The sequence below is a fragment of the Haladaptatus caseinilyticus genome (assembly GCF_026248685.1).
Lineage (GTDB): Archaea > Halobacteriota > Halobacteria > Halobacteriales > Haladaptataceae > Haladaptatus > Haladaptatus caseinilyticus.
On sequence record NZ_CP111036.1, the window covers coordinates 1,982,596 to 2,004,655 of the forward strand.

Annotated in this window: 28 protein-coding genes; 13 read left to right on the plus strand and 15 right to left on the minus strand. The window is 60.4% G+C overall.

Going from position 1 to position 22,060, the window contains the following annotated elements:
• The first annotated feature begins 6 nt into the window (after nt 1-6).
• The 3 genes from OOF89_RS10640 (at nt 7) to OOF89_RS10650 (ending at nt 2,766) form a co-directional block, all read left to right on the plus strand.
• Nucleotides 7-789, plus strand: coding sequence for a DUF7388 family protein (locus tag OOF89_RS10640; protein WP_266075926.1), 783 nt, complete (start codon nt 7-9; stop codon nt 787-789).
• A gap of 85 nt (nt 790-874) precedes the next feature.
• Nucleotides 875-1,639 carry a creatininase family protein gene (locus OOF89_RS10645; protein WP_266075927.1) on the plus strand — a complete coding sequence of 255 codons (765 nt, stop codon included), beginning with the start codon at nt 875-877 and terminating at the stop codon, nt 1,637-1,639.
• A complete protein-coding gene (locus OOF89_RS10650) occupies nt 1,636-2,766 on the plus strand; it encodes an NAD(P)/FAD-dependent oxidoreductase (RefSeq protein WP_266075929.1) in 1,131 nt (376 codons plus the stop codon). Before OOF89_RS10645 ends, OOF89_RS10650 begins: the two co-directional genes overlap by 4 nt.
• A 46-nt stretch (nt 2,767-2,812) precedes the next feature.
• Here OOF89_RS10650 and OOF89_RS10655 read toward each other — a convergent pair whose 3' ends face one another.
• From OOF89_RS10655 to OOF89_RS10665, 3 genes are all read right to left on the minus strand, one after another.
• Complete coding sequence (locus tag OOF89_RS10655; RefSeq protein WP_266075931.1) at nt 2,813-3,190, minus strand: Hsp20/alpha crystallin family protein; 378 nt, start codon at nt 3,188-3,190, stop codon at nt 2,813-2,815.
• Nucleotides 3,187-3,345 carry a DUF7559 family protein gene (locus OOF89_RS10660; protein ID WP_266075932.1) on the minus strand — a complete coding sequence of 53 codons (159 nt, stop codon included), beginning with the start codon at nt 3,343-3,345 and terminating at the stop codon, nt 3,187-3,189. Before OOF89_RS10660 ends, OOF89_RS10655 begins: the two co-directional genes overlap by 4 nt.
• 63 nt (nt 3,346-3,408) lie before the next feature.
• Nucleotides 3,409-4,050: a hypothetical protein gene (locus OOF89_RS10665; protein WP_266075934.1), complete on the minus strand. Its 642-nt coding sequence runs from the start codon at nt 4,048-4,050 to the stop codon at nt 3,409-3,411.
• 155 nt (nt 4,051-4,205) lie between these two features.
• Here OOF89_RS10665 and OOF89_RS10670 point away from each other — a divergent pair, with 155 nt between their 5' ends.
• Nucleotides 4,206-5,963: a radical SAM protein gene (locus OOF89_RS10670; RefSeq protein ID WP_266075936.1), complete on the plus strand. Its 1,758-nt coding sequence runs from the start codon at nt 4,206-4,208 to the stop codon at nt 5,961-5,963.
• Between the two features lie 473 nt (nt 5,964-6,436).
• Nucleotides 6,437-6,871: a TRAM domain-containing protein gene (locus OOF89_RS10675; protein ID WP_266075938.1), complete on the plus strand. Its 435-nt coding sequence runs from the start codon at nt 6,437-6,439 to the stop codon at nt 6,869-6,871.
• A gap of 87 nt (nt 6,872-6,958) precedes the next feature.
• Here the strand turns inward: OOF89_RS10675 and OOF89_RS10680 are convergent, their stop codons facing one another.
• The 3 genes from OOF89_RS10680 to OOF89_RS10690 form a co-directional block, all read right to left on the minus strand.
• Nucleotides 6,959-7,606 carry a YkgJ family cysteine cluster protein gene (locus tag OOF89_RS10680; RefSeq protein ID WP_266075940.1) on the minus strand — a complete coding sequence of 216 codons (648 nt, stop codon included), beginning with the start codon at nt 7,604-7,606 and terminating at the stop codon, nt 6,959-6,961.
• A gap of 28 nt (nt 7,607-7,634) precedes the next feature.
• Nucleotides 7,635-8,384 carry an MBL fold metallo-hydrolase gene (locus OOF89_RS10685; RefSeq protein WP_266075942.1) on the minus strand — a complete coding sequence of 250 codons (750 nt, stop codon included), beginning with the start codon at nt 8,382-8,384 and terminating at the stop codon, nt 7,635-7,637.
• Between the two features lie 127 nt (nt 8,385-8,511).
• Nucleotides 8,512-8,763, minus strand: a complete 252-nt coding sequence (locus tag OOF89_RS10690; protein WP_266075944.1) for a MarR family transcriptional regulator — start codon at nt 8,761-8,763, stop codon at nt 8,512-8,514.
• Between the two features lie 145 nt (nt 8,764-8,908).
• On the opposite strand from OOF89_RS10690, the gene OOF89_RS10695 reads away from it, so the two are divergent.
• The gene (locus OOF89_RS10695) at nt 8,909-9,307 is read left to right on the plus strand and encodes a PPOX class F420-dependent oxidoreductase (protein WP_266075946.1); all 399 of its coding nucleotides are present in this window, start codon (nt 8,909-8,911) and stop codon (nt 9,305-9,307) included.
• A 14-nt stretch (nt 9,308-9,321) separates the two neighbouring features.
• Here OOF89_RS10695 and OOF89_RS10700 read toward each other — a convergent pair whose 3' ends face one another.
• Complete coding sequence (locus OOF89_RS10700; protein ID WP_266079893.1) at nt 9,322-9,501, minus strand: hypothetical protein; 180 nt, start codon at nt 9,499-9,501, stop codon at nt 9,322-9,324.
• Nucleotides 9,502-9,620: 119 nt separating this feature from the next.
• Between OOF89_RS10700 and OOF89_RS10705 the strand changes: the two genes are divergently transcribed.
• Together OOF89_RS10705 and OOF89_RS10710 are read left to right on the plus strand one after the other, a co-directional pair.
• Nucleotides 9,621-10,328 (plus strand): class I SAM-dependent methyltransferase, encoded by a 708-nt coding sequence (locus OOF89_RS10705; protein ID WP_266075948.1) that lies wholly within the window; start codon nt 9,621-9,623, stop codon nt 10,326-10,328.
• A 46-nt stretch (nt 10,329-10,374) separates the two neighbouring features.
• A complete protein-coding gene (locus OOF89_RS10710) occupies nt 10,375-11,283 on the plus strand; it encodes a glycosyltransferase family 2 protein (protein ID WP_266075950.1) in 909 nt (302 codons plus the stop codon).
• A gap of 95 nt (nt 11,284-11,378) precedes the next feature.
• Here the strand turns inward: OOF89_RS10710 and OOF89_RS10715 are convergent, their stop codons facing one another.
• A complete protein-coding gene (locus tag OOF89_RS10715) occupies nt 11,379-12,194 on the minus strand; it encodes an amidohydrolase family protein (protein WP_266075952.1) in 816 nt (271 codons plus the stop codon).
• Between the two features lie 162 nt (nt 12,195-12,356).
• Between OOF89_RS10715 and thsA the strand changes: the two genes are divergently transcribed.
• The 3 genes from thsA to OOF89_RS10730 all read left to right on the plus strand — a co-directional run bounded on the left by thsA (nt 12,357) and on the right by OOF89_RS10730 (nt 14,595).
• Nucleotides 12,357-13,919 carry a thermosome subunit alpha gene (gene thsA, locus OOF89_RS10720; RefSeq protein WP_266079756.1) on the plus strand — a complete coding sequence of 521 codons (1,563 nt, stop codon included), beginning with the start codon at nt 12,357-12,359 and terminating at the stop codon, nt 13,917-13,919.
• A gap of 104 nt (nt 13,920-14,023) precedes the next feature.
• Entirely contained in the window at nt 14,024-14,287 is a 264-nt protein-coding gene (locus tag OOF89_RS10725) for a DUF7520 family protein (RefSeq protein WP_266075954.1), read from the plus strand.
• A gap of 38 nt (nt 14,288-14,325) precedes the next feature.
• Entirely contained in the window at nt 14,326-14,595 is a 270-nt protein-coding gene (locus tag OOF89_RS10730; protein WP_266075956.1) for a hypothetical protein, read from the plus strand.
• 14 nt (nt 14,596-14,609) lie between these two features.
• Here OOF89_RS10730 and OOF89_RS10735 read toward each other — a convergent pair whose 3' ends face one another.
• The 3 genes from OOF89_RS10735 to OOF89_RS10745 are packed head-to-tail and all read right to left on the minus strand — an operon-like array spanning nt 14,610 to nt 16,502.
• Nucleotides 14,610-15,212: a trimeric intracellular cation channel family protein gene (locus tag OOF89_RS10735; RefSeq protein ID WP_266075957.1), complete on the minus strand. Its 603-nt coding sequence runs from the start codon at nt 15,210-15,212 to the stop codon at nt 14,610-14,612.
• A 28-nt stretch (nt 15,213-15,240) separates the two neighbouring features.
• Entirely contained in the window at nt 15,241-15,987 is a 747-nt protein-coding gene (locus OOF89_RS10740) for an SAM hydrolase/SAM-dependent halogenase family protein (protein ID WP_266075959.1), read from the minus strand.
• The gene (locus OOF89_RS10745) at nt 15,984-16,502 is read right to left on the minus strand and encodes a nicotinamide-nucleotide adenylyltransferase (RefSeq protein ID WP_266075961.1); all 519 of its coding nucleotides are present in this window, start codon (nt 16,500-16,502) and stop codon (nt 15,984-15,986) included. The genes OOF89_RS10740 and OOF89_RS10745 overlap by 4 nt, the downstream gene beginning before the upstream one ends.
• A gap of 166 nt (nt 16,503-16,668) precedes the next feature.
• Between OOF89_RS10745 and lonB the strand changes: the two genes are divergently transcribed.
• Complete coding sequence (gene lonB, locus OOF89_RS10750; RefSeq protein ID WP_266075963.1) at nt 16,669-18,660, plus strand: ATP-dependent protease LonB; 1,992 nt, start codon at nt 16,669-16,671, stop codon at nt 18,658-18,660.
• A gap of 21 nt (nt 18,661-18,681) precedes the next feature.
• Here lonB and OOF89_RS10755 read toward each other — a convergent pair whose 3' ends face one another.
• On the minus strand, nt 18,682-18,945 hold the full coding sequence (locus OOF89_RS10755; RefSeq protein WP_266075965.1) for a hypothetical protein: 264 nt from the start codon (nt 18,943-18,945) through the stop codon (nt 18,682-18,684).
• 163 nt (nt 18,946-19,108) lie between these two features.
• On the opposite strand from OOF89_RS10755, the gene OOF89_RS10760 reads away from it, so the two are divergent.
• Nucleotides 19,109-19,993, plus strand: a complete 885-nt coding sequence (locus tag OOF89_RS10760) for a CPBP family intramembrane glutamic endopeptidase (protein ID WP_266075967.1) — start codon at nt 19,109-19,111, stop codon at nt 19,991-19,993.
• A 111-nt stretch (nt 19,994-20,104) separates the two neighbouring features.
• Here OOF89_RS10760 and OOF89_RS10765 read toward each other — a convergent pair whose 3' ends face one another.
• The 3 genes from OOF89_RS10765 to ftsZ all read right to left on the minus strand — a co-directional run bounded on the left by OOF89_RS10765 (nt 20,105) and on the right by ftsZ (nt 22,009).
• Complete coding sequence (locus OOF89_RS10765) at nt 20,105-20,542, minus strand: transcription elongation factor Spt5 (RefSeq protein WP_266075969.1); 438 nt, start codon at nt 20,540-20,542, stop codon at nt 20,105-20,107.
• Nucleotides 20,543-20,551: 9 nt separating this feature from the next.
• Nucleotides 20,552-20,719, minus strand: coding sequence for a protein translocase SEC61 complex subunit gamma (locus OOF89_RS10770; protein WP_266075971.1), 168 nt, complete (start codon nt 20,717-20,719; stop codon nt 20,552-20,554).
• A 132-nt stretch (nt 20,720-20,851) separates the two neighbouring features.
• Nucleotides 20,852-22,009: a cell division protein FtsZ gene (gene ftsZ, locus OOF89_RS10775; protein ID WP_266075973.1), complete on the minus strand. Its 1,158-nt coding sequence runs from the start codon at nt 22,007-22,009 to the stop codon at nt 20,852-20,854.
• Nucleotides 22,010-22,060: the final 51 nt, after the last annotated feature.

The following is a 22,060-nucleotide window of genomic DNA, read 5'->3' on the forward strand; positions in this document are numbered from 1 at the left end:
AAATCGATGTTAACCAGTAGCCACGCCATCACACGAACCGGTCTCGATGCTGTCGCACTGAAACCGACCGAGTGTAACGTGCGTCGCGCGCTGGAGTTACCCCTCGATACGGTCACCATAGACTACGAGGGGCGCGAACACCTCCCCGACGAAGAAACGCTCGCCGAACTCGCCGCCGAAACGACCCTCCGACTGACGGTTCCCGTCCGGGCGGACGGGTTCGACCCACTCGGGGACGATTCGTTGTTCGACCGACTCCCTGACGAGGCGGGGCAGGTCCTCGTAGCGGGTCATCCCGCCTATCTCTCCGATCGCGAGAAAAGCCGGGCGATCGCTCCTCGACTCGGGGCCGCGCTCGAGCGCACGTCCGACGCGTGGGTCGGCACCGAAGGCGTGAAGCGAATCGCCACTGCGACAGGGGCGACGCAGTTCGAACTCCTCTCGCGTTCGACCGACCGCGAACTGCGCGCCCTTCGAGCCGCCGGGTTCGAGGGAACGATTGCGGTGTACGCCCCGACCGCCCTCACGGACGAGGAGGATACTATCCTCGACGCAGTCGGTGAGTACGTCTCCCGACGCAATCCGGTCGCCCGAGCGCTTCCGGACGGCGCGAAAGCCGACGCTCGCGCCACAGGGCGTGCCCGCGACGTGCTCTCGGCGGCAAGTCGGGACTTCGCGTTGGTCGGGAGCGAAGACGAGGTCGGAGAGCGTGTCTCCGAGTTGAAGGACGCTGGAGCGGACGTCGTCGTCGGATATCCCGCGCGCGGAATCGATCCCTTTCTGGGGTAACCCCGTAATCGGCTGACATCGCTCTCGTTTTTTTCCGTTCGCCGAGACACCCAGTTTCAAATAGCGTGGGTGCCATCGACAGTCCATGAGTCTGCTTCACGAACACACGACCACGACGGCGAAAGATGCGTTCGCCGACGTCGAAATCGCGCTTCTCCCCACGGGAAGCGTCGAACAGCACGGTCCCGCGCTCCCGCTGGGGACGGATTTTCTGGCGGCTGAAGCGGTCGCCCACACGATCTCCGACCGCGAGGACGTAGTTTGTCTGCCGACGATTCCGGTCGGTGTAAGCGAACACCACCGTCAGTTCGACGGAACGCTCTGGACCGCTCCGGAAACGTTCGAAAACTACATCGGCGATATCGTCTCCAGCATCGCCAGCCACGGTGTGCGGAAGGTCGTCATCGTCAACGGGCACGGCGGCAACAGCGGTGCGCTCCAGCGCGTCGCGCGTCGACTTCGGCGCGAGGAAGTCGCTTTCGCCGTCCCGTGGAACTGGTGGGGCGGAATCGGTGAAGTGCTGGACGACGAGTTCGGGGTCGGCATCACTCACGCCGACGAAATCGAGACGAGCATGCTCCTCGCCATCGCCGAAGATCTCGTGCGGGAGGCCGCGCTCGACGACGCCGAAACCGGTGCAGGCGAGACGTGGGGGAAGGACGTTCACGGCGCGAACGTCGGCTTCGACACCATCGACTTCTCCGAGAGCGGTGTCGTCGGACATCCGACCGAAGGATCGCGAGACGCGGGCGAGCGACTGCTCGCCGCGTCGAGCGACGAACTCGATGCGCTGGTCGAATGGCTTGGTGAACGGGAGATGGCCGCCCTCTGGCCGGAGGAACACCGATGAGGGTCGCAATCGTCGGCGGCGGCGCAGTCGGTGTGACCGCAGCACACGACCTCGCAGTTCACGGGGAAGACGTCGTGCTGTTCGAAAAAGGTAACATTCCAAACGAGGATGCAAGTACGGGACGGGCAGCAGGTGTCCTGTACGACGCCTTCGCCGCTCCCGAAGACGCTCGAATCGGCGAGCGCGCGATAGAGCGATTCCGCGAATTTTCGGGGACGGGCGGGTTCGAATTCGTAGAAACGCCGTACGTTTGGTTCGCCCGGATCGGTGACGAAAAGCGAGCAAGGGCCATTCGCGAACAGGTGCCACGGATGCAAGAGCAAGGCCGAGACGTATCGTTCATCGACGACGACGTCCTCGCGGAGCGCTATCCGACGTTGAATACCGAAGACGTGGCCGTCGCCGCGATTGGCCGAAATACGGGGCGAACCGACCCGGGAAGCTACGCCAAAGCCGTCGCCGAGGAGGCAAAAAAAGCGGGTGCCGAGATTCGAACCGGCATCGAAGTTGCGGTTCGATTCGATCCACCACGTATCGTTTCCGAGGACGGCGACGAGGTGTTCGATGCGGTAGTCGTCGCCACTGGCGTCCATACGAAACGCGTTCTGGGGGATGCCGGAATCGCAGTCCCGCTGAAGCCGTATCGGGTGCAGGCGCTCACCTGCGAGTTCGAGGACGACACCGACGTTCCGATGGTGTACGACGCGACCGAAGGCTACTATCTGCGTCCGCATCCCGACGGTCTGCTGGCGGGAGATGGCACCGAAGAAGTGGAAAGTGACCCGGACGAGTGGAAACGCGAGAGTGACGAGGAGTTCGTCTCAGCCATGGAAGACCGCCTCGCGCATCGACTGGGCGCGAACTCGCGCGAGTTCGCGCCGAACGTCGAACGGTCGTGGGCCGGACTCTGCAACGCGACGCCGGATTACGATCCGCTCCTCGGTGAACTACGCCCCGGTCTCTACGTCGCCGCGGGATGGCAAGGCCACGGATTCATGCGGGCGCCGGGACTCGGCGAAGCGGTCGCGAGGGACGTCCTCGGAGAGGGTGGAATCCCGGAATTCGACCCGACACGGTTCACCGGCGACGAGGAGTTCGACATCGTCGAAGGGATGGCAGTCGAATAGCGAGACTGCGCTTCGAAAATAGTAACGCACCGCGGATGTCGAGACGCTACCCGGTTTTCGGGACGAGAACTTCGAGCGTTCCCGAATCGGTCAGCGTCGCGGTCGCATCTTTCGCGTCTACCTCGGCGTCCGCTGGGAGTTCGACACGGCCGTCGAGCGACATCCCGCGTCCGGGATACACCGTGTCGTAGCCGTCGTGGAACTCACGAAAGCGGTCGATTCGAACGAGAATTGCGTCCTCGGCGAATCGAACCTGGATGTCGCTTCCCGTCGCACCCGCCGCGTCGAAGACGACGAGGTAGGCGTCCTCGCTTTCCAGCAGGTCGGACGGAATCGGGCGCTTTTCTTGCACCTTGCTCGCGGCACGACCGATACGAGAGGCGACTGCTGTCGCGGTCGAACGACCGATATCGCGGAGCGTCATAGTTCGATGGCAGAGAGACAGTCGGTTCCACCACAGTACGGACAGTTGAAATCCGCTACACCGACCTCGTCGGGCATGTCGTAGGTGTAGTGCATCTCGAACATATCCAGTTCGCAGTCGTCGTCCGTGCATTTCACCTCAAGGGTCGCGGGCATACACTCCGATAGGCGTCGCCAACACAATAAGTAACCGGAAACGGCAGGTTCCCGGACGTATCGCTACGGTTCGCAATGACAGTAGGTGTCTACGACGTCACACTCTTCTCTGTCGGTCGGTGGGACGACACAGCAGTCCTTGACGACACCTGCGGAGACCGGCGGTTGGTACTCGTAGCAACCACCCTCACATTCGTTCTTCCTGTAACAGTCGTTTACTCGAATCGGTTCGTCGAACCGTGTGTCGAATTTGAGTCGTTCGCCCGTCGCTTTGGTTTCGACGTAGGCGAATGCGCGGTTCCGCTCGGGTTGCACGTGAACGTCCACCTCGTGGAACTCCGTTTCGTGGCGGACGCCGATTTGTGTGGTGTAAATGCCGTCCTGTTTCGTTGCGAGCAGGCGAGCTTCATGCCTCCTCCCACCGTTTGCCAACATATCGACGCGTAGATAGCTGCTGTGCAGATATCCCCTCGAAACGAGTTCCGTCAACAGTGGCTTGCCGATCCGGTTAAATGCGGCTTCAGCGGTCGATTCGTCGCGATAAATCTGCTTTACACGCTCCAACTTTCCGAGATCCATTTTCTTTGCTGATGCAGCACCTGAGAAACTTACCATTCCGAATCCGACGCTTGCACTCGAACCGACGGCCCGGAGGATGGACCGACGACTCGCCCCTGATTCATTGCATTTGATATCTCTGCTCATAAATGAACACTAGTTTTGCAAGATAAGTACGTTACCACTACGGAATTTGTGACTCCGTTTCGATTCGCTTCGGTGTCCGGAAACTCGTTCAAACGTGACCATCGAAGAGCGGTCGTATCCGCACCGTTTTATTCGTCCAGTCGTAAAAAAGGGATATGATCGACCCCGGAGCCACTGGGACGGGAACAACAGACCCGACGGCCCTCGACGTGACGCTCGTGGATGGTTACGTCGACGAACCGGCCCACTTCGGCGTGCCGCCGTACATTTCGACGTACCCCCGATACACGGCTGGGGCGCTCGTGGATGCGGGAGTGCCAGCGGCACAAATCACCTACCACACCATCGACGAACTCCGCGAGGACAACGCGAAATGGAACGATGTGGCGGACGCAGACCTGTTCATCTACATCGGTGGGATGACCGTCCCCGGCAAGTACGTCGGCGGAACACCCGCCGAACCGGACGAAGTTCGCAAGATGGCGTGGACGGCCGACGGAACGAGCCTGATGGGTGGCCCGGTCAAGTTCGGCGTCGGCGACGAGAATGCGGGTGGTACGGAAACGAAACGCGACGACCTCGATTTCGATTTCGTCGCGAAAGGTGATGTGGAAGCTGCGGCCTATGATCTCGTAGAAAGCGGGCTGGAAGGCTTCGGCAACCGTATGCGGGATAACGAGGAGATCGACCGCTGGGCCGAAAACGGCGCGTTTGTGGTCGAACAGCATCCGAACCACCCTGACTATCTCATTTGTGAGATGGAGACGTCACGTGGTTGTCCGTATCGATGTTCGTTCTGCACGGAACCGCTGTACGGAAACCCTTCGTTCCGCGAACCGGAATCCGTCATTGGGGAAGTCGAAGGCCTCTACGAGCGCGGTGCTCGACATTTCCGTCTCGGGCGGCAGGCGGACATTCTGGCCTACGGTGGCGATGGCGAGAAACCGAACCCCGCCGCGCTTCGAAAACTGTACGGCGGGATTCGTGACGTCGCACCCGACATCGGGACGCTCCATCTCGACAACATGAACCCCATCACCATCGTGGAGTGGCCCGAACTGTCCCGTGAGGGGATTCGCGTTATCGCCGAATACAACACCGCCGGGGACACCGCCGCATTCGGCCTCGAATCTGCCGACCCCGTCGTACAGGAGGAAAACAACCTGAACGTCACTGCCGAGGAGTGTTTCGAAGCGGTGAGAATCGTCAACGAGGAAGCGGGGTGGCGACCCGGGGAGGACGGCGAAAACGCCCCGACCTTCGGTTCCGAGGCCGAAACCCGTCTGCCGAAACTCCTCCCAGGAATCAATCTCCTGCATGGACTGAAAGGTGAGCGTCGGGAAACCTTCGACCACAATCGAGCGTTTCTTCAGCGAGTGTACGACGAGGGGTTGATGCTTCGCCGAGTGAACATCCGACAGGTCATGGCGTTCTCGGGCACCGAAATGAACGACGTCGGTGCGGACATCGCGAACGACCACAAGAAACTGTTCAAGCAGTACAAGCGAGCGGTCCGCGAGGAAATCGACAACCCGATGCTTCAGCGTGTCGCCCCGCCGGGAACCGTCCTCCCGAACGTTCATCTGGAGTACCATCAGGACGGGCGAACCTTCGGGAGACAGCTCGGAACCTATCCCCTGCTCGTCGGAATTCCGGGCGAGCGTGAACTCGGGCGAACCATCGACGTAGCGGTCGTTGACCACGGGTTCCGCTCCGTCACCGGCGTTCCGTATCCGCTCGACGTGAACAGCGCGACGATGGACGAACTCACCGCGATTCCCGGGCTCGGAAAACAGCGTGCCGGAAACGTCATCGTCAATCGGCCGTACGAGACGCCGGACGACCTCGCTGAGGCGGTCGATGTCGATTTGAGCAAGTTCGCACGGGCCGAAAAACCGGGACGTGCGGATTGAAGCCGAACCCCCGATTTTCGTTTCCCAACACCGACTGACCGCCGGCCCCGAGCGAAGCGAGGATTCGGCGTGAAGGAGCGATAGGTGGATGAGGAAACTGCCGGGAATCTGCACACGACACAACTTTTGAACGTCAGCAGACGACACGAATTCTAGACATCAGCGAGCTACGCAACCGCTATCAGCAGTCCACCGCGAGTGAGGACGGAGTGACGAACGAGCGGGCCGACGACTGAGCGAAACGAAGTTCCCGTGAGCGACGCAGGAGCGAAGGAGAGCACGGACGAGCTTGTTCTTCCGGAGTAAAGCGAGGGACGAGTGCTTTTGGTTCAGCTTTCACAGTGAGCCAGCAATGAGTGATGACGACGGTCACCGCTCTTGCTCGCGACCGTCCTAAAAGCTGGAGTAGAAAGGTGGCTGTCGATAATTCTTTAATGGTTGACTACTTGGTTTCAACTGGAGGTCTACGACCCTTGGAAATCTCTGACAAACTCCTGTGTCTGTTCAGCGCTGATGTTACTCTGAAAGGCGACGAATACGTCGTCTCGATTCCACGACGCGAAATCGACACGGGTTCGGTCGAACCGGGAGAAACCTACCGTGTTGCGCTTATCTCGCGTGAAACGGAAACTGAACCGAGCGAAAACCAGAGCGAAGAGACGGTAACGACGAGCGACAATGGCGGTCCTACCCCCGTTTCGTCGGAACCACAGCCCCCCGTCGAGGGTGGTGAAATTCGCTATGTCGAAGTCGAGGATATCGGAAAACAGGGCGACGGAATTGCTCGCGTCGAACGTGGGTACGTTATCATCGTCCCGGGCGCGGAAATCGGCGAACGCGTGAAAGTCGAAATTACGGAAGTAAAATCGAACTTCGCCGTCGGCGAGATTATCGAAGAAGAGTTCTAATCGCGACTTTTTTCTGTCATCGAGAGTCAAAGCGAGCGGTGCGTGTCGTTCACGCCCACTCGTTGTCCTCCGGAACGATTCGACTCGCTATCCCTCGTACTCTGTTCCGTCGGGGGTTTTCGCACCTTCGGAATCGTGGACGACGACGTCGCCCGAATCGGGATTCGCGGGTTCGTAATTGTCGCGCACCCCGATTGCCTCTTCGAGTTCACGGACTGCTCGTTCCTTGAGCGAATCCGCGAGTTCCTCGGCGTGTTCCCGGTCGATATCTCGCCCGAGACCCTCACACTCGTGTGCTCGGACGATACCGGATTCATCCACTGCCTCACCCATCGGCTGGCTGGTTCCGTCCAGTTCGACGCTGAAGGGGTAGGTCTGACAGATAAGCGGTCGGTCGGGATGTACCGAACACGCACCCGTGCCGTCGCCGTCCTCCTCGTAAAATCGGCAGTCGCCGCAGTCGTCGGTTTGGAGTGCCCATTCGAACGTTTCACCTTCGCCGTCAGTTAGTCCGTAGGGCATCGGCCGCGCCACGTCCCGGAAGTCGTACTCCGTTTCGTCCGCTAGTTCGCGGACTTCGTCGGGGAACACCGTCGCGGTGTGGGGATCGTCGGCCTCGCTGGTACAACAGGCACCACAACGCGTACACTCGAATCCGATGTCCTCGATCGCGTCCGCGAGGTCGGCGCTGTCGAGTGCTTTCGCGCGTTCGAGTTCGGCTTCGAGACTCTCCACGAGTTTCAATTCGACCGACCGAGGAAAATCATTGCGGCACGGCGCGCTCGCCGTCCCATCGAACGTCCCCCTCGACCGCCAATTTTTCGAGATGAGCGGCGACGGTTCGCTCGGCGAACTCCCGAACGCCGGAGATGTCCTTGTCGTAAGCCGAGTCAGTGATCTCTTCGAGCGTTCTCGCGCCGGCTGCTACGGCTTCCCGAACGGTCTTTTCGCGACGGAGCCGATGCTCGATGAGTCGTCGAACCGTCGTCCTCGGCTGGCCGATTACTGGCCCGTGTCCCGGGTACAGCGTTTCGGGATTTCGGGCATATAGTCGTCGGAGCGAGGTGAGATAAGCCCGCAGGTCGCCCTCTCCGGCGGCGATCATCACGCTCCCTTCCTCGATGGCGAGGTCCCCCACGAGGATTTCCCCGTTTCTTTCGAGCGCCACGTGGTCGGGGGCGTGCCCGGGGGTTTCGATGACGGTCAGCGAATCGATTTTCGTACCCCCTCGGAACGTCCGCTCCGGCGTAACTCCCGCTGCGGCCTCGAATCGTGTTTCCCGGCCCTGTCGCGCCCAAACGGTCGCATCGCACGCTTCGGCGTAGTGAGCGACTGCCCCGACGTGGTCCGGATGCGTGTGAGTCACGAGGACATGCTCGATGTCGCTTTGTTCGACTATCCGGTCGAGTTCGTCCGTTCGTCCCGCCGGGTCAACGAGCACCGAACCGACCACGTACGCGTTCGTGGTTCCGTGGGGAGCAACCGTGTCAGTCGGGACTGGAATGAGGTTCATGGTTGGAAAACGGGTCGTACTCGAAAAAGATCTCGCTTGCTCCCGTCGTTCATGTGCCGATGAAACGAAAGCGACGGATCGAAAAGTGGGAGGTAGTGCAGAGGGTTACCGGATGACTTCGACGGAATCAGTCGTTTAAAAGGTAAACCTGCTTTCGCGCATCGCGGAAACTGTGGCGCGAGACGACGAGGTCCTGCTCTTCCAGTCGGGTCAGGGCGTAGCGAACGGTTCGGTCGGGGAGAAGCGATTCGTCGGCGAGTTCGCCCTGCGTAAGCGCTTCCTCGGTCTCCAGTACCTTCGCGATGAGTTTCGCGCTCGGGGGGAGTTCACGCAATCGTTCGCGGAAATCACCTGCTGGTTTGGTCGCGGTGGTGCTCATGCTAACACCGCGCCCGAGGGACGTGGTAAAAGTTGGCTATATGGGTGTTCATACAATATCAACTCCTTTAACGTGATTATATCACATTTTAACAACGTGACACGTCGGGCAGAAACTACAGTACGAATCCCGTCGTGGCCCTGCTATGGAATCGATTCCAGACGATTATCACGACCTATTCGAGCGAAAAACGTTCGCGAATCTCGCCACCGTAATGCCGGACGGGACGCCACAGGTAACGCCGGTGTGGGTCGGATACGACGGTGACCACGTTCTGGTGAATACGGCGAAGGGACGGCAGAAGGAGCGAAACATCCAGCGCAATCCGAAGGTCGGATTGGATATGCTTGACCCGGATGACCCGTACCGATTCGTCTCGGTTCGCGGCGAGGTGGAGGAAGTGACCGAAGACGGTGCGGTCGAACACATCAACGAACTCACCAAACGGTACATGGAGCGTGACGAATACCCGAATCTCGGTACGGAACAGGGTCCGCGTGTTATCGTTCGCATCCGCCCCGACCGCGTCGTGACCAGCGGCTAATTCCACTCAGCGGCTCAGTGGTGTGTTTTCGGCCCGTGGTCGGTTTTTGGTGCTTCGCTGTGACGGTTGTACTGGCCAAGCACACATCCGCAGTCGGGACAGTGGACGACGATCACTCGTTCGTACTCGTGGCGAACGAGCTCGTCCGCGGTGAACTCGCCGTTACAGTGTTTACATATCGGCATCCATACCACTACGTGGTGTACGTGAGCAAGGTGCAAAACAGTTCGTGCAACCGTGCGTTTCTCCGTTTGCCTGTCCGCTTTCAGTACCGTTTTATCCCCCCGGCGAGGTACACCCGTGTGAAGAAAGTGTGAAGGGACAGGAATGGTATCAGGCTACGGAGGTGGCCGAGGAATACGACGAGAAGCGATTCTCCCGTGGCGGCAGACTCATCGACCGCCGTGAGAAGGAGGCAGTTCTCAACGCGATCGGGCCGGTCGAGGGGAAGCGCGTCCTCGAAATAGCCTGTGGAACTGGCAGATTCACCGTCATGCTCGCCGAACGAGGTGCCGATATCGTCGGCCTCGATATCTCATCCGCCATGCTCCAACAAGGCCGACACAAAGCACGAAATGCTGGCGTCGCCGACCACCTGGAGTTCATGCGCGGGGATGCAGCACGCCTCCCATTCCCCGACGACTATTTCGATACCGTATTCGCGATGCGGTTTTTCCACCTCGCGGACACGCCCGCTTCCTTCCTGAGCGAAATGCGGAGGGTCTCCAAGGAACAGGTCTTTTTCGATACGTTCGCCGGGCCGAGCACACGTAGTCTCTATAACTGGCTGTTACCGATGGGGTCGCGGCTGTACTCCCTCGACGACGTGGAAAAACTCCTCGCCGAAACCGGTCTTTCGCTGGTCGATTCGGACCATGATTGGATTCTCCCCTACGGATTTTATCGAAAGATTCCGGACGTCGTCGCGGAACGGATCCGGGAAATGGATACGGCCATCGTCGAGTCCGCGGTCGGTGATCAACTCGCGTCCGTTTCGTACTGGAATGCCCAAGTGAAATAGACGCGTGCCGAATTACTTTTACGTTCCCGGTATCTGAAAAGCGGATATGAACCTATCCGTGGTGGTTCCGACGCTCAACGGGAAAAACCCGCTGAGCGCAAGCCTCGATGCGCTCTCCCGGCATGCGCCGGACGCCGAGGTCGTCGTCGTCAACGGGCCATCCGCGGACGGAACGACCGGAATGGTGTGTGAACGCGATGACGTGAGCGCGCTCGTGGAAATCTCCGACCGAAACCTGAACGTCGCACGAAACGCCGGAATCGCCGAAGCCAGCGGTGACGCGGTCGCGATTATCGGCCAAGATGCCGAAATCGAGTCGTCGTGGTACGACGGCGTCGAGCAAGCGATCGCGACCGGCGCGGACGTAGTCACTGGGCCGGTTCACCGGATGGTTAGAGCTGGGATGACGACTGAAACGGTCGAAACGCGGACGATTGCAGGGCGGGACGTGACCTACTTTTCCGGTCAGAACGTCGTGTTCACCCGCGATACTATCGAAGCCGTCGATGGGTTCGACGAGAACCTGAACACTGGCGGCGCGCGTGACTGTGCCCACCGACTCGCCAGTCTCCATCGGTCAGTTACGTGGTCGCCGATGGTCAGTATCGGCCGGGACGAACGCGAGGACGAGGGGATCGAGCGTGATTGGGATGTCAAATATCGCTCGCTTGCGTACCGAATGACGAAAAACTACGGTCCGCGTCTGACGGTTTTCAGACGGACGATACAGGACGCAGTCGCCGACGCCAGAAAGACGGGACGAGACGTGGCGTCGGGTGACGCCGAACCGTCTGTTTGGGCGAGCTGTGGGAAACGTGTTTGTAAGGGTATCGCGGTCGGAACGAAAGACGGAATCGCCGCCCGTCTGCGTGACCGAAACGGTTCTCGAAACCCCGCCGGTCTTTCCTCCCGTGCGGACCGCGCCGTCGAGCGATACGATTGGCGGGACGCCTAACCGCGCTTGTTGATGCTGTTCCCGGCGGTTTTTTTCGATATGACGATTCGAACTGCTAGACGCAAGCCTCGAGCGAACGAAATCCCCGAACGATTTCAATCCACGGAAAGTGCCTCGACGACACGGGACGGATTTCGCGTAAACACCTTTCGCATAGCGTCTTCGGGTACGTCCAAGGTCAAAATTTCCATCACTGCGACGTTCGGATGGGCGTTCGGGGCACCGCTGCCGAACAGCACGCGGTCGGGATGTTCCATGATGGCGCGCTCCATCTGGTCGCGGTAACGCACGAAACTCGTGTCCAGATAGCAGTCATCGGAGGAATCGAGCAAGTCGATCGCCTCGTCCATCAACTCGCGGTTGAGCGGATAGCCGCCGAAATGCGAGAGCACGACGGGGAACGACCGGTCCAGAAGGGTTTCGGTCGCGTCGGTCGGGGTAAACCCCTCGCCTGCATGGACGAGGACGGGGAGACCGCCATCCTCCAGTCGGTCGAGAACGGACTCGTCCGGCAGGCCATCTTGCACTGGATCGAGTTTGAACCCATGGAATCGGTCGTCGTAGGCGTACTGTTCGATATCTTCGGGAGAGGTGTGCCAGTCCTTCCGGCGGGCACCGAAATTCCGCAGTCGCGCCGTAGCGTTTCCGGTCGGATCACGCGGGCCGTTGATTCGTGCAAAGGTGACGAAAGGCCGTTCGACGCTTCGTCGGGCGACGGCATTGTTTGCACGGAGATAGCTTTTGCCGTCCTGCGGTCCGGCAAAAACGACGGTCGAAACGACGCCCGCTTGATGCATCTCGCGCTCAAGCTTCTCGGGGGAGATGGCCCGTCCCCGTGCCGTAACCGCCTCTTCTACGGGAAGACGGGAATGAACGTCGACGACGCGAAAACGGTGCTCCAGTTCCAACATCTGAAATTTCCTCGCGCGTAATATTATTTGAACCTATCGGTCGTCACGTTCGAATCCGGGATGTGTGTCGGCGTGTCATCCCGCGAACGTAGTGGAAAACTTTATATAGAATATCAATCATTCGTTGTAGTGATGTCAGAATCAGGCTTCGGACAGCGACGCATGGGCGGACGACCGATGTTCATCCTCAGCGAGGATTCCCAACGAACACACGGACGAGACGCTCAGTCCTCCAATATTGCCGCTGGAAAAGCGGTAAGTGAAGCAGTACGGACCACGCTCGGCCCGCGTGGTATGGACAAGATGCTCGTCTCCGACGACGGTGACGTCGTCATCACCAACGACGGGGCGACCATCCTCAACTCGATGGATATCGAGCACCCCGCCGCACAGATGATCGTGGAAGTCGCGCAGACGCAGGAAGACGAGGTTGGCGACGGAACGACGACCGCTTCCGTTCTCGCGGGCGAACTTCTCGCCAAAGCCGAAGACCTGCTCGAACAGGACGTTCACGCGACGACCATCGTCGAAGGCTACGCCCGCGCACGAGATATCGCAGTGGAAGCCATCGATGACCTCTCGCTCGCCGCAGATATCGACGACGAGATCCTCAAGCAGGTCGCCGAATCCAGCATGACCGGGAAAGGAACCGGCGATATTACGACCGAACGGCTCGCCGAAGTCGTCGTCAACGCCGTGCGACACGTCGAGGGCGACGAGAAGGTCGAACGCGACGATATTCGTGTTCACACGCAGGTCGGTTCCAGTTCCAGCGCGACGGAACTCATCGAGGGTATCGTCACCGACGCCGAACCGGCACACAAAAACATGCCGCGCTCGGTCGAGGATGCCACCGTCCTCGCCACGGACGGTACGTTCGGCGTCCGCGAGACGGAACTCGACGCGGAATACTCCGTGGACAACGTCGATCAGCTCACAGCGGCGATGGACGCCGAGGACAACCAACTCAGAGAACTTGCCGATGCCATCGCCGACGCCGGTGTGGACGTCGTCTTCTCACATTCCTCCATCGACGACCGGACGGCCGCATACCTCGCCAACCACGGCATCCTCGCCTTCGAGGACGTCGATGACGACCTGACGACCGCAATCGCACAGGCGACGGGCGGTAAACGCACCGGCAAGCCGGACGACGTGGACGAGGACGAACTCGGTCACGCCGACAACATCCGTGTCGAGAAGTACGGCGACGAGAACCTCGCATTCATCGAGGGTGGCGCGGCCGCAAAATCCGTCACGCTCTTCGTCCGCGGCGGGACGGAACACGTCGTTGACGAACTGGAACGCGCACTGAACGACGCGCTCGATGTCGTCTCCGCAGCCGTCGATACCGGAAGCGTCGTCCCCGGTGCAGGCGCAACCGAGATCAACATCGCAGGCCGCGTTCGCGACGAAGCAGCGGGTGTCGAAGGCCGCCAACAACTCGCTATCGAGGCGTTCGCCGACGCCATCGAAGTGCTCCCACGTACGCTCGCCGAAAACACGGGTATGGACCCGATCGACGCCCTCGTCGACCTCCGCGCCGCCAACGACGACGAAGCGGGGCGCGCAGGAATCATCTCCTCGGGCGAGACGGGCACGATCGCGAACCCAGTCGAGGAAGGCGTCATCGACCCCGCCTCCGTCAAGCGCGAGGCAGTCGAAAGTGCTACCGAAGCCGCGACGATGATCGTCCGCATCGACGACGTTATCGCCGCGAAGTAAACGGCCGGAGTCGAGAACACGGTTTTTTGTTTTTTGCCGGTCGAAACGGTGCTCCGTACGCCAAGTAGCAAACCCTAACCATCGGGCGTCCCAACACGCTGACCATGAGCGAGCGCATCGTTTCGAGTCGCCCCATCTTCCTCGCGACTGCGACGACCATCGTCCTCGTCGCCGGGGGAATCGGCTTCGTCGTCGGGACGACGGGGCAGAACCGTGGCACGACGATGGACCTGTTTGGCGTTCCGCTGTTCGAGATGTCGCCGATAGCGATGGCGCTGTTCGGCATGGTTCTTACGACGTTCGTGCTGATTCTGCTGTTCAGCCTCGTCACCTACGCATCACGGTACGACACCGAACAATCGGCCTGAACAGAACTGTTATTTCCCTCGAATGATTTCCGGTTGACATGGCAACCAAATCCTCCACCAGAACCAGCAGGGGACGAAGTTCGATATACGAGACGCTGGCGATTACGCTCACGATTCTGCTGGCGAACATGCCGACGCTCGGTGCGTTCTACGTCGCACTCGACACTTACGATGCTGGCATGGGAATCGGTTTCTTCCGGTATCTAACGACGACGATGAGCGGCGCGCTCATCTTCGCGATCCTCTGGACTGGCATCGTTTTCTTCGCGTTCGGCCCCGCGTTGGTCGGGGCGAGGGATCGACGGTAAGGTATCGAACTGATCTACACCGTCGGTAGCCCCCACTCGTACCGAATCGCTAGCAGACGGAGACTCAAGACGACTCCTGCACAGGCGATGGCACTCGTCTGCGAACTGACTCCACCCTCCACCAGTACCCAAAACGACATCCCGCCGAGCAGCGCGCAAGTCGCGTAGAAATCCTCGACCAACACCGAGGGGACGGTCTGGAGGAGCAAATCGCTGATGAGGCCGCCGCCGACACCCGTCACCGTCGCAAGCAGCACGACGCCGAAGGCGGTGAGTCCGGCATCGTGAGCCACGAGCGCGCCGGTCGTGGCGAACGCGGACAGGCCGATCGCGTCCGGAATTCTGACGACCGGGCGTTCGGTCAAATCGTCGCCGAATCGCGAAAGGCCGACGGCGATTGCAACACCGACCAGTGCGACGCTTACGTCACCCATCGACCGGAGGGCGGCGGGCGTCGTGTTGACCAACAGATCGCGGGTAACGCCACCGCCGAGCGCGGTCATCACGCCGAGAACTCCCACGCCGAGCAAGTCGAGGTCGGCGTCGCTGCCGCGAAGCGACCCGACGACGGCGAACGCCAGTAACCCGACGACGTTCATGATTCCGAACGCATCCATCGTTATCCCGTTTCCCGCGTTTCACGCATTATTTTTCCAATCGAATCTCGTCGCCAACGGCGACGCCAAACGCATCGTCGCCGCGTCCTTGGTTCACCGCGAGTTCGACGTTGCCGTGGCTTCCGACCGTCACGAGCTGACGGTCGAGTGCGACGTGTGCGTACGACGGTTCGACCGGCGCGGACGTTCCGTTCACTTCGATTTCGTCCACGGCATCGAGGAAGCCGCCGGGAACGTTCGTGATGGCGTTGCCGAAGTCGTCCACGACGAGGATTTCTCCCGCCGCCGCCGATTCGCGGATTGTCGGCTCCGGGAATCGTAACGCTTCGAACTCGCCGGTGGGTTCGATGTCGGGGAGGGTTTCCATCGAATCGACGCCGGTTTCGTGGATCCGGGCGGCAGCGGGCGCGAACACGTCCCGACCGTGGAACGTCGAACTGTTCGCGTCTTCGTATTCGATTTCGAAGATTTCGCGGTCGCCAAGCTCCCGGGCGACGGGAAGCAAAACGCCGTTGTCCGGGCCGACGAGCGCATGGTCACCTGCTCGGACCGCGATCGCTGCGCGGTCGGTGCCGACGCCGGGATCGACGACGACGAGATGGACCGCTGGCGGGAAGTACGGAAGTACTTCGCGGAGCCAGAACGCGGTCGTTCGGATGTCCTGACGTGGAAAATCGTGTGCGATGTCCACGAGACGGGTATCGCTGTGTCGGCACAGCACGCCCTTCATCGCGGCGGGATACGGCGTACCGAAGTCTGACGAGAGCGTTATCATACGCCGTTGGAGTCGGTCTGGCTGACACGCTGGATACGCTCGATACCGCCGCTTTCCTCGATGACTTCGGTGACCGGTTCGGGAACGAGCTTCTGCCAGTCACCGCCTTCGACCATTCGGTCGCGGACTTCGGTACCTTCGAGGACATCACGGTTGAACATCGGCGATTGGCGAACTTCCACGCCAGCCTCCGTGAACAACTGGATAACGAGGGGATTGTTCGAGTAGGCCACGTCGAACTCCGGACTCATGCTTTGGACATGGCTCACCCACACGGAGTTCCTGTCCAAGTCCTCGATCGGCACCGCGTAGGTAACCAAGTCGGAGTCCACGAGGGATTTGGTTATCATCATGATTCGCTCGCCCGCCGTGAACGGGTCGTGCCGAGTGTGTGAGTCCCCGGCACTGCCGATGCCGAGGACGAGTTCGTCCACTTCTTCTGAAATCGTCTCGACCACGCTGTGGTGGCCGTTGTGGTAGGGTTGGAAGCGCCCGATGTAGAACCCGCGGGTCATGGTCGATTCGTCGGCCAGCGATTGTATAAGAGTGACGAGTCGCGTCCGGGCAAAACCGCCGTGTTTCACAGGTTTCCGGCCAACTGTTGGAAACCGGCACGCAGGGTCGCAGGGAGAAAGTATATCAGTTCGCCTGCCCTCGTTTGAATCACACCGAACGAATTCTATGAGTAACGACACCGAAGCTCCACCACCGGAGCAGGAAACTGAGCAGGAGATAGATAGTCTCGGTAGCGACGTCGAAACCGAGATTTCCGACGACGTTTCGGAGGATGATCTGCTCGGTGGTCTGGAGATAGAAAGCACGGAAGAGGTCGAAATCCCCGACCGATTGGTCGATCAGGTCATCGGGCAGGATCACGCCCGTGACGTGGTGATGAAGGCGGCCAAACAGCGCCGTCACGTGATGATGATCGGCACGCCCGGTACCGGGAAGTCGATGCTGGCGAAGGCGATGAGCCAACTCCTTCCCAAGAAGGATTTGCAGGACGTCCTCGTCTACCACAACCCTGACGACGGGAACGAACCGAAGGTTCGGACGGTTCCCGCTGGGAAGGGTGAGCAGATAATCGATGCCCACAAAGAAGAGGCTCGTAAGCGCAACCAGATGCGCTCCTTTTTGATGTGGGTCATCATCGCCATCGTGGTGGGATACGCCCTCCTCATCGCTGGCAAACCGTTGCTGGGCATCCTCGCCGCAGGTGTCATCTACCTCGCGTTCCGCTACGGCTCCCGTGGAACCGACGCGATGATTCCGAACCTGCTGGTGAACAACAGTGACGTGACCAGCGCGCCGTTCGAAGACGCAACGGGTGCACACGCCGGCGCGCTGCTGGGCGACGTCCGTCACGACCCGTTCCAATCCGGCGGTATGGAAACGCCGAGCCACGACCGCGTCGAACCGGGTGCTATCCACAAGGCCAACAAGGGCGTGTTGTTCATCGACGAGATCAACACGCTCGACATCCGGAGTCAGCAGAAGCTGATGACGGCGATTCAGGAAGGCGAGTTCTCCATCACCGGCCAGTCCGAGCGGAGTTCGGGCGCGATGGTGCAGACCGAACCCGTCCCGACCGACTTCGTCATGGTCGCGGCGGGCAACCTCGACGCGATGGAGAACATGCACCCCGCGCTCCGGTCCCGTATCAAGGGATACGGGTACGAAGTGTACATGGACGACACCATCGACGACACGCCGGAGATGCGCCGCAAGTACGCGCGGTTCATCGCACAGGAAGTCGAGAAGGACGGTCGTCTCCCGCACTTCGACGAGAACGCGGTCGAGGAAGTCATCCTCGAAGCCCAGCGCCGTGCTGGACGGAAAGACCACCTCACGCTCAAACTGCGTGACCTCGGTGGTCTCGTCCGCGTCGCGGGCGACATCGCTCGTGCGGAGGACGCGGAGTTCACTACGCGCGACCACGTCCTGCAGGCGAAGCGACGCTCGCGCTCCATCGAACAACAGATCGCCGACGACTTCATCGAGCGACGGAAGGACTACGAACTCACCGTCTCCGATGGCGACGTCGTCGGGCGTGTCAACGGTCTCGCCGTCATGGGCGAGGACAGCGGTATCATGCTCCCCGTGATGGCGGAAGTGACGCCGTCGCAGGGGCCTGGCCAAGTCATCGCGACCGGTCAACTGAAGGAGATGGCAGAGGAGTCCGTCAAGAACGTCTCCGCCATCATCAAGAAGTTCAGCGACGAGGACATCAGCGAAAAGGACGTTCACATTCAGTTCGTCCAGGCGGGACAACAGGGTGTTGACGGCGACTCTGCGTCCATCACGGTCGCCACGGCCGTCATCAGCGCGCTGGAAGACGCCCCCGTCGAACAGGACGTCGCCATGACCGGTTCGTTGTCGGTGCGCGGGGACGTGCTCCCCGTCGGTGGCGTGACCCACAAGATCGAAGCCGCTGCGAAGGCGGGCATCAAGACGGTCATCATTCCGAAAGCGAACGAACAGGACGTGATGATAGAGGAAGAGTACGAGGAGATGGTCGATATCATCCCCGTCTCGCATATCAGCGAAGTGCTCGAAGTGGCCCTCTCGGGCGAACCCGAGAAGGATAGCCTCATCGACCGCTTGAAGAACATCACCGGCAGCGCGTTGGAACACGAAATCGGCGGCAGTACGGGTCGCCCCAGCCCGCAGTAGCCGGTTCCGCAGAATTCGTTTTTAGCTGTTTTTGTGACGCGGAGTCGTGACGCTACGTCGTCCGTTTCCGGCGTGATTCGGGCAGTGGTTAATGTGTGCTCGTGATACGATCGAGTTGGATTCGATGGCGTGACGATAGGGGTGAGCGGGCAGGCCGCTGGCCTGCCCGGCCCTGTCGATTTGGCCGGGAACGGGCGAAAGAGCGCACCGAAAGTGGCGCTTCGCGCCGCTGAGAGGAGCGAGTGCGTTCGGGCGTGGCTTGCGCCTCGCGGTTGCGGACAGCATATTTCTACCACGACGTCGTTTCGTGACTCACCATCGGCATGGTGTGAGACTCAAAACAGCAGTCGGTACGGCTATACGCGAACCGATCACTGCTCGCTCGTTTCGGACAGCATACCGTGAGAGTAGATACCTTTTCACCGCCCCCCATCCAACACAAAACCGAATGCCCGCGCCGAACTGGAACGCGTTCACCGCCGTCACGCTGGTCGTCCTCGCCATCCTCATCGCACTGGCGCGGGCCTCACAAGCGGTGCTGACCGGAGAGGGAGGCCAGTTGGAAACCATCCCGGAAGCAGGAGAGGAGTCGCAATCCGACTCGGTTCCGGAATCGTTTCCCATCGGCGGGGAACGATCAGTCCTCGAAAACAACCGGGCACCGTCCGAACCGGACCCGACTCAACCAGCGTCAGAGCAGACTTATCGGACGGACGAACACCCCGAGCAAACCGGTGAGCAACCCAACCCAGCAGAGGAACTGACGACGGGGATGCTCCTGTTGAACGTCGCGCTGAGTCAGGGCCTCTTCGGCGTGATTCTCGTTATCTCAGCGATACTCGCGGCGATTCCGCGCTCCGCGCTCGGTATCGAATCGGCGACCCGCTTCGAACTCGGCGTCGGAATCGCCCTCGGTGTCGCGTTATTCGTGGCGAACGAACTCGGTCAACGGGTAGCCGACGCCCTCGGTATCGAATACGAGGACGGTCTGCGCGAACTACTGACGCCGGACTCGGTTCGGGGGTGGGTGCTCCTGCTCGGCGTCGCCCTTCCCATCATCGCCGGGTTCGAAGAACTGCTGTTTCGGTCGGCACTCGTCGGCGTTCTCGCCGTCGGCTACGACATTTCGCCATGGCTACTCGCCGCCTTTTCGTCGGTCGCGTTTGCCGTGGGCCACGGCGCGCAAGGGCCGGGGGGAATCCTCGTGACGGGCACACTCGGTGCCGTACTCGCCGCGGCCTTCGTCCTCACGGGGAGCCTCCTGGTCGTCGTCGTCGCTCATTATCTCGTCAACGCGTTGGAGTTCGCCGTTCACGCGGGCAACGAGACGTGAAAGACGAGTCGCTGCTCGCCGTCCGTTCATAGCGTCGCCGTTCGCGGTTCGAGGAACGGAAGTTCCTCGCTGTTCTCGTGAACGACGAAAGGAGAACGAGAGTAAGAAGGGCTATCGCTCTTCGGAATCCAGCACGCGAATCTGGTCACCGCGCACGGTAACCGGAATCGGGACGGTCGCCTCGTACAGTTCGACCGTCACCTGGTCTTTGCCCTCGTCGATACGCTGTACCTGTGCCTTCTCGCCTTTGAACGGACCGGCGATGAGTTCGACGATGTCCCCCTCCGCGATACCCTCCACGTCGGGCGTGGGCGAGAGGAAGTGTTCGACTTCGGAAATGCTACTCACGCCGGGCACCATGCTTCGGGCGTGTGGAATCTCCTCCAGCACGCGGGTGATGACCGCGTCGTCGTCCGCCTCGACCATCACGTAACTCGTCAGTGAGTCGGGGGCGAGAACGGCGTGGATTTCCGGTTCTTCGCGGTTGACGATCATGTCCGCGACGGTTCGTTCCTGACTGGCCGTGGTCTTTACTGCGTAAATTGGCATCGTGGTCACCTAGGCGGGGAGGAAGCTCATCACTGCGAAGATGACGAACCCGAGCAGTCCGACGAGGACGATACCCGCACCGGCGATTTTCGAAATCTTCGAGAACTCGTCCCACGAGGGCGTACTCGCCAGTTTGAGTACGCGAACGTACGACGCGACGTCGAGTTTAACATCCATAGTTAGTTGTGTTTGGCTATCGGGCTTTTTCTATCTTTCCAAGGCGGTTGTCCCGCGATGGTGGTTCGATTCGGGGAAATACGTCTCACCTGCTGGCAGAAAATGGGGAAACGACTCTACAGAACGACGCGACTACTCTACGTAGTCGATATCTTCCATTCGACTCTTGGCTTGCGCCTGCGCTTCCTCGTTACGGCCGTAGATTTGAGCAGACTGAACCCCCGTGACGACGATCATCGTGCGCATGGTGCCTTCCAGACTCTCGTCGATGGACGTCCCCCAGATGATGCGGGCGTCGGGATCGATGCGGTCGTAAATCTGTTCGACGACGCCTTCGGCTTCCTCGATGGACATATCGTTCCCACCCGTGACGTTGACGAGTGCGGATTTCGCGCCGCTGATGTCCACGTCGAGGAGCGGCGAGCGTAGGGCGCTCTTGACCGAATCCTGTGCCTTCTGGTCGGAATCGCTCTCGCCGAGGCCGATCATGGCCACGCCACCTTTCTCCATGACGGTTCGAACGTCGGCGAAGTCCAGGTTGACCAAGCCGGGCTTGGTAATGAGTTCCGTGATTCCCTTCACCGAGCGCATGAGCACTTCATCAGCTACTTTGAACGCCTGCTTGACGGGAAGTTTGCCGACGGAATCGAGCAGTCGGTCGTTCGGAACGACGATGACCGTGTCGCTCACGTCGCGTAGACGTTCCAACCCTGCCTCGGCGTTCGTGCGTCGAACCTCGCCCTCCGCCGTGAACGGCGTCGTGACGATAGCGATGGTGAGCGCACCTGCCTCGCGCGCCGCCTTCGCGACGACTGGAGCACTTCCGGTACCCGTTCCACCACCGAGTCCGGCGGTGACGAATACCATATCGGAACCCTGAATCGCGTCGTAGATATCCTCCTGACTCTCGAGTGCGGCTTCCTCGCCGACCTGCGGAAGCGACCCTGCGCCGCGTCCGCTGGTTTTCTGTTCACCCATCAGGATTTTCGTGTCCGCTTCGATCTCGACGAGATGTTGAACGTCGGTGTTCGCGGCGACCAGCGATGCGCCGTGAATACCCTCCTCGGCCATCCGATTGACCGTGTTTCCGCCGCCACCGCCACATCCGACGACGGTGATGTTGGTTTGGAGGTCTTTGAGTACGTCCTGCAGTTGGTCATCTGTCATCGTTCCCGACGGAGTCGTCCCCGACGGGGTTCCGTCTTGTGAGGTACCACCGAGTTGCGACTTGGGGGAGGTCTGTTGGTCCCCTTCCGCCTCCTCAATGGCGTCTTCGACAATGGAATCCATCCTTGAGGTTTGGTTTACCAACGCAGATTAATTATCTTTCCCCTCTGGATG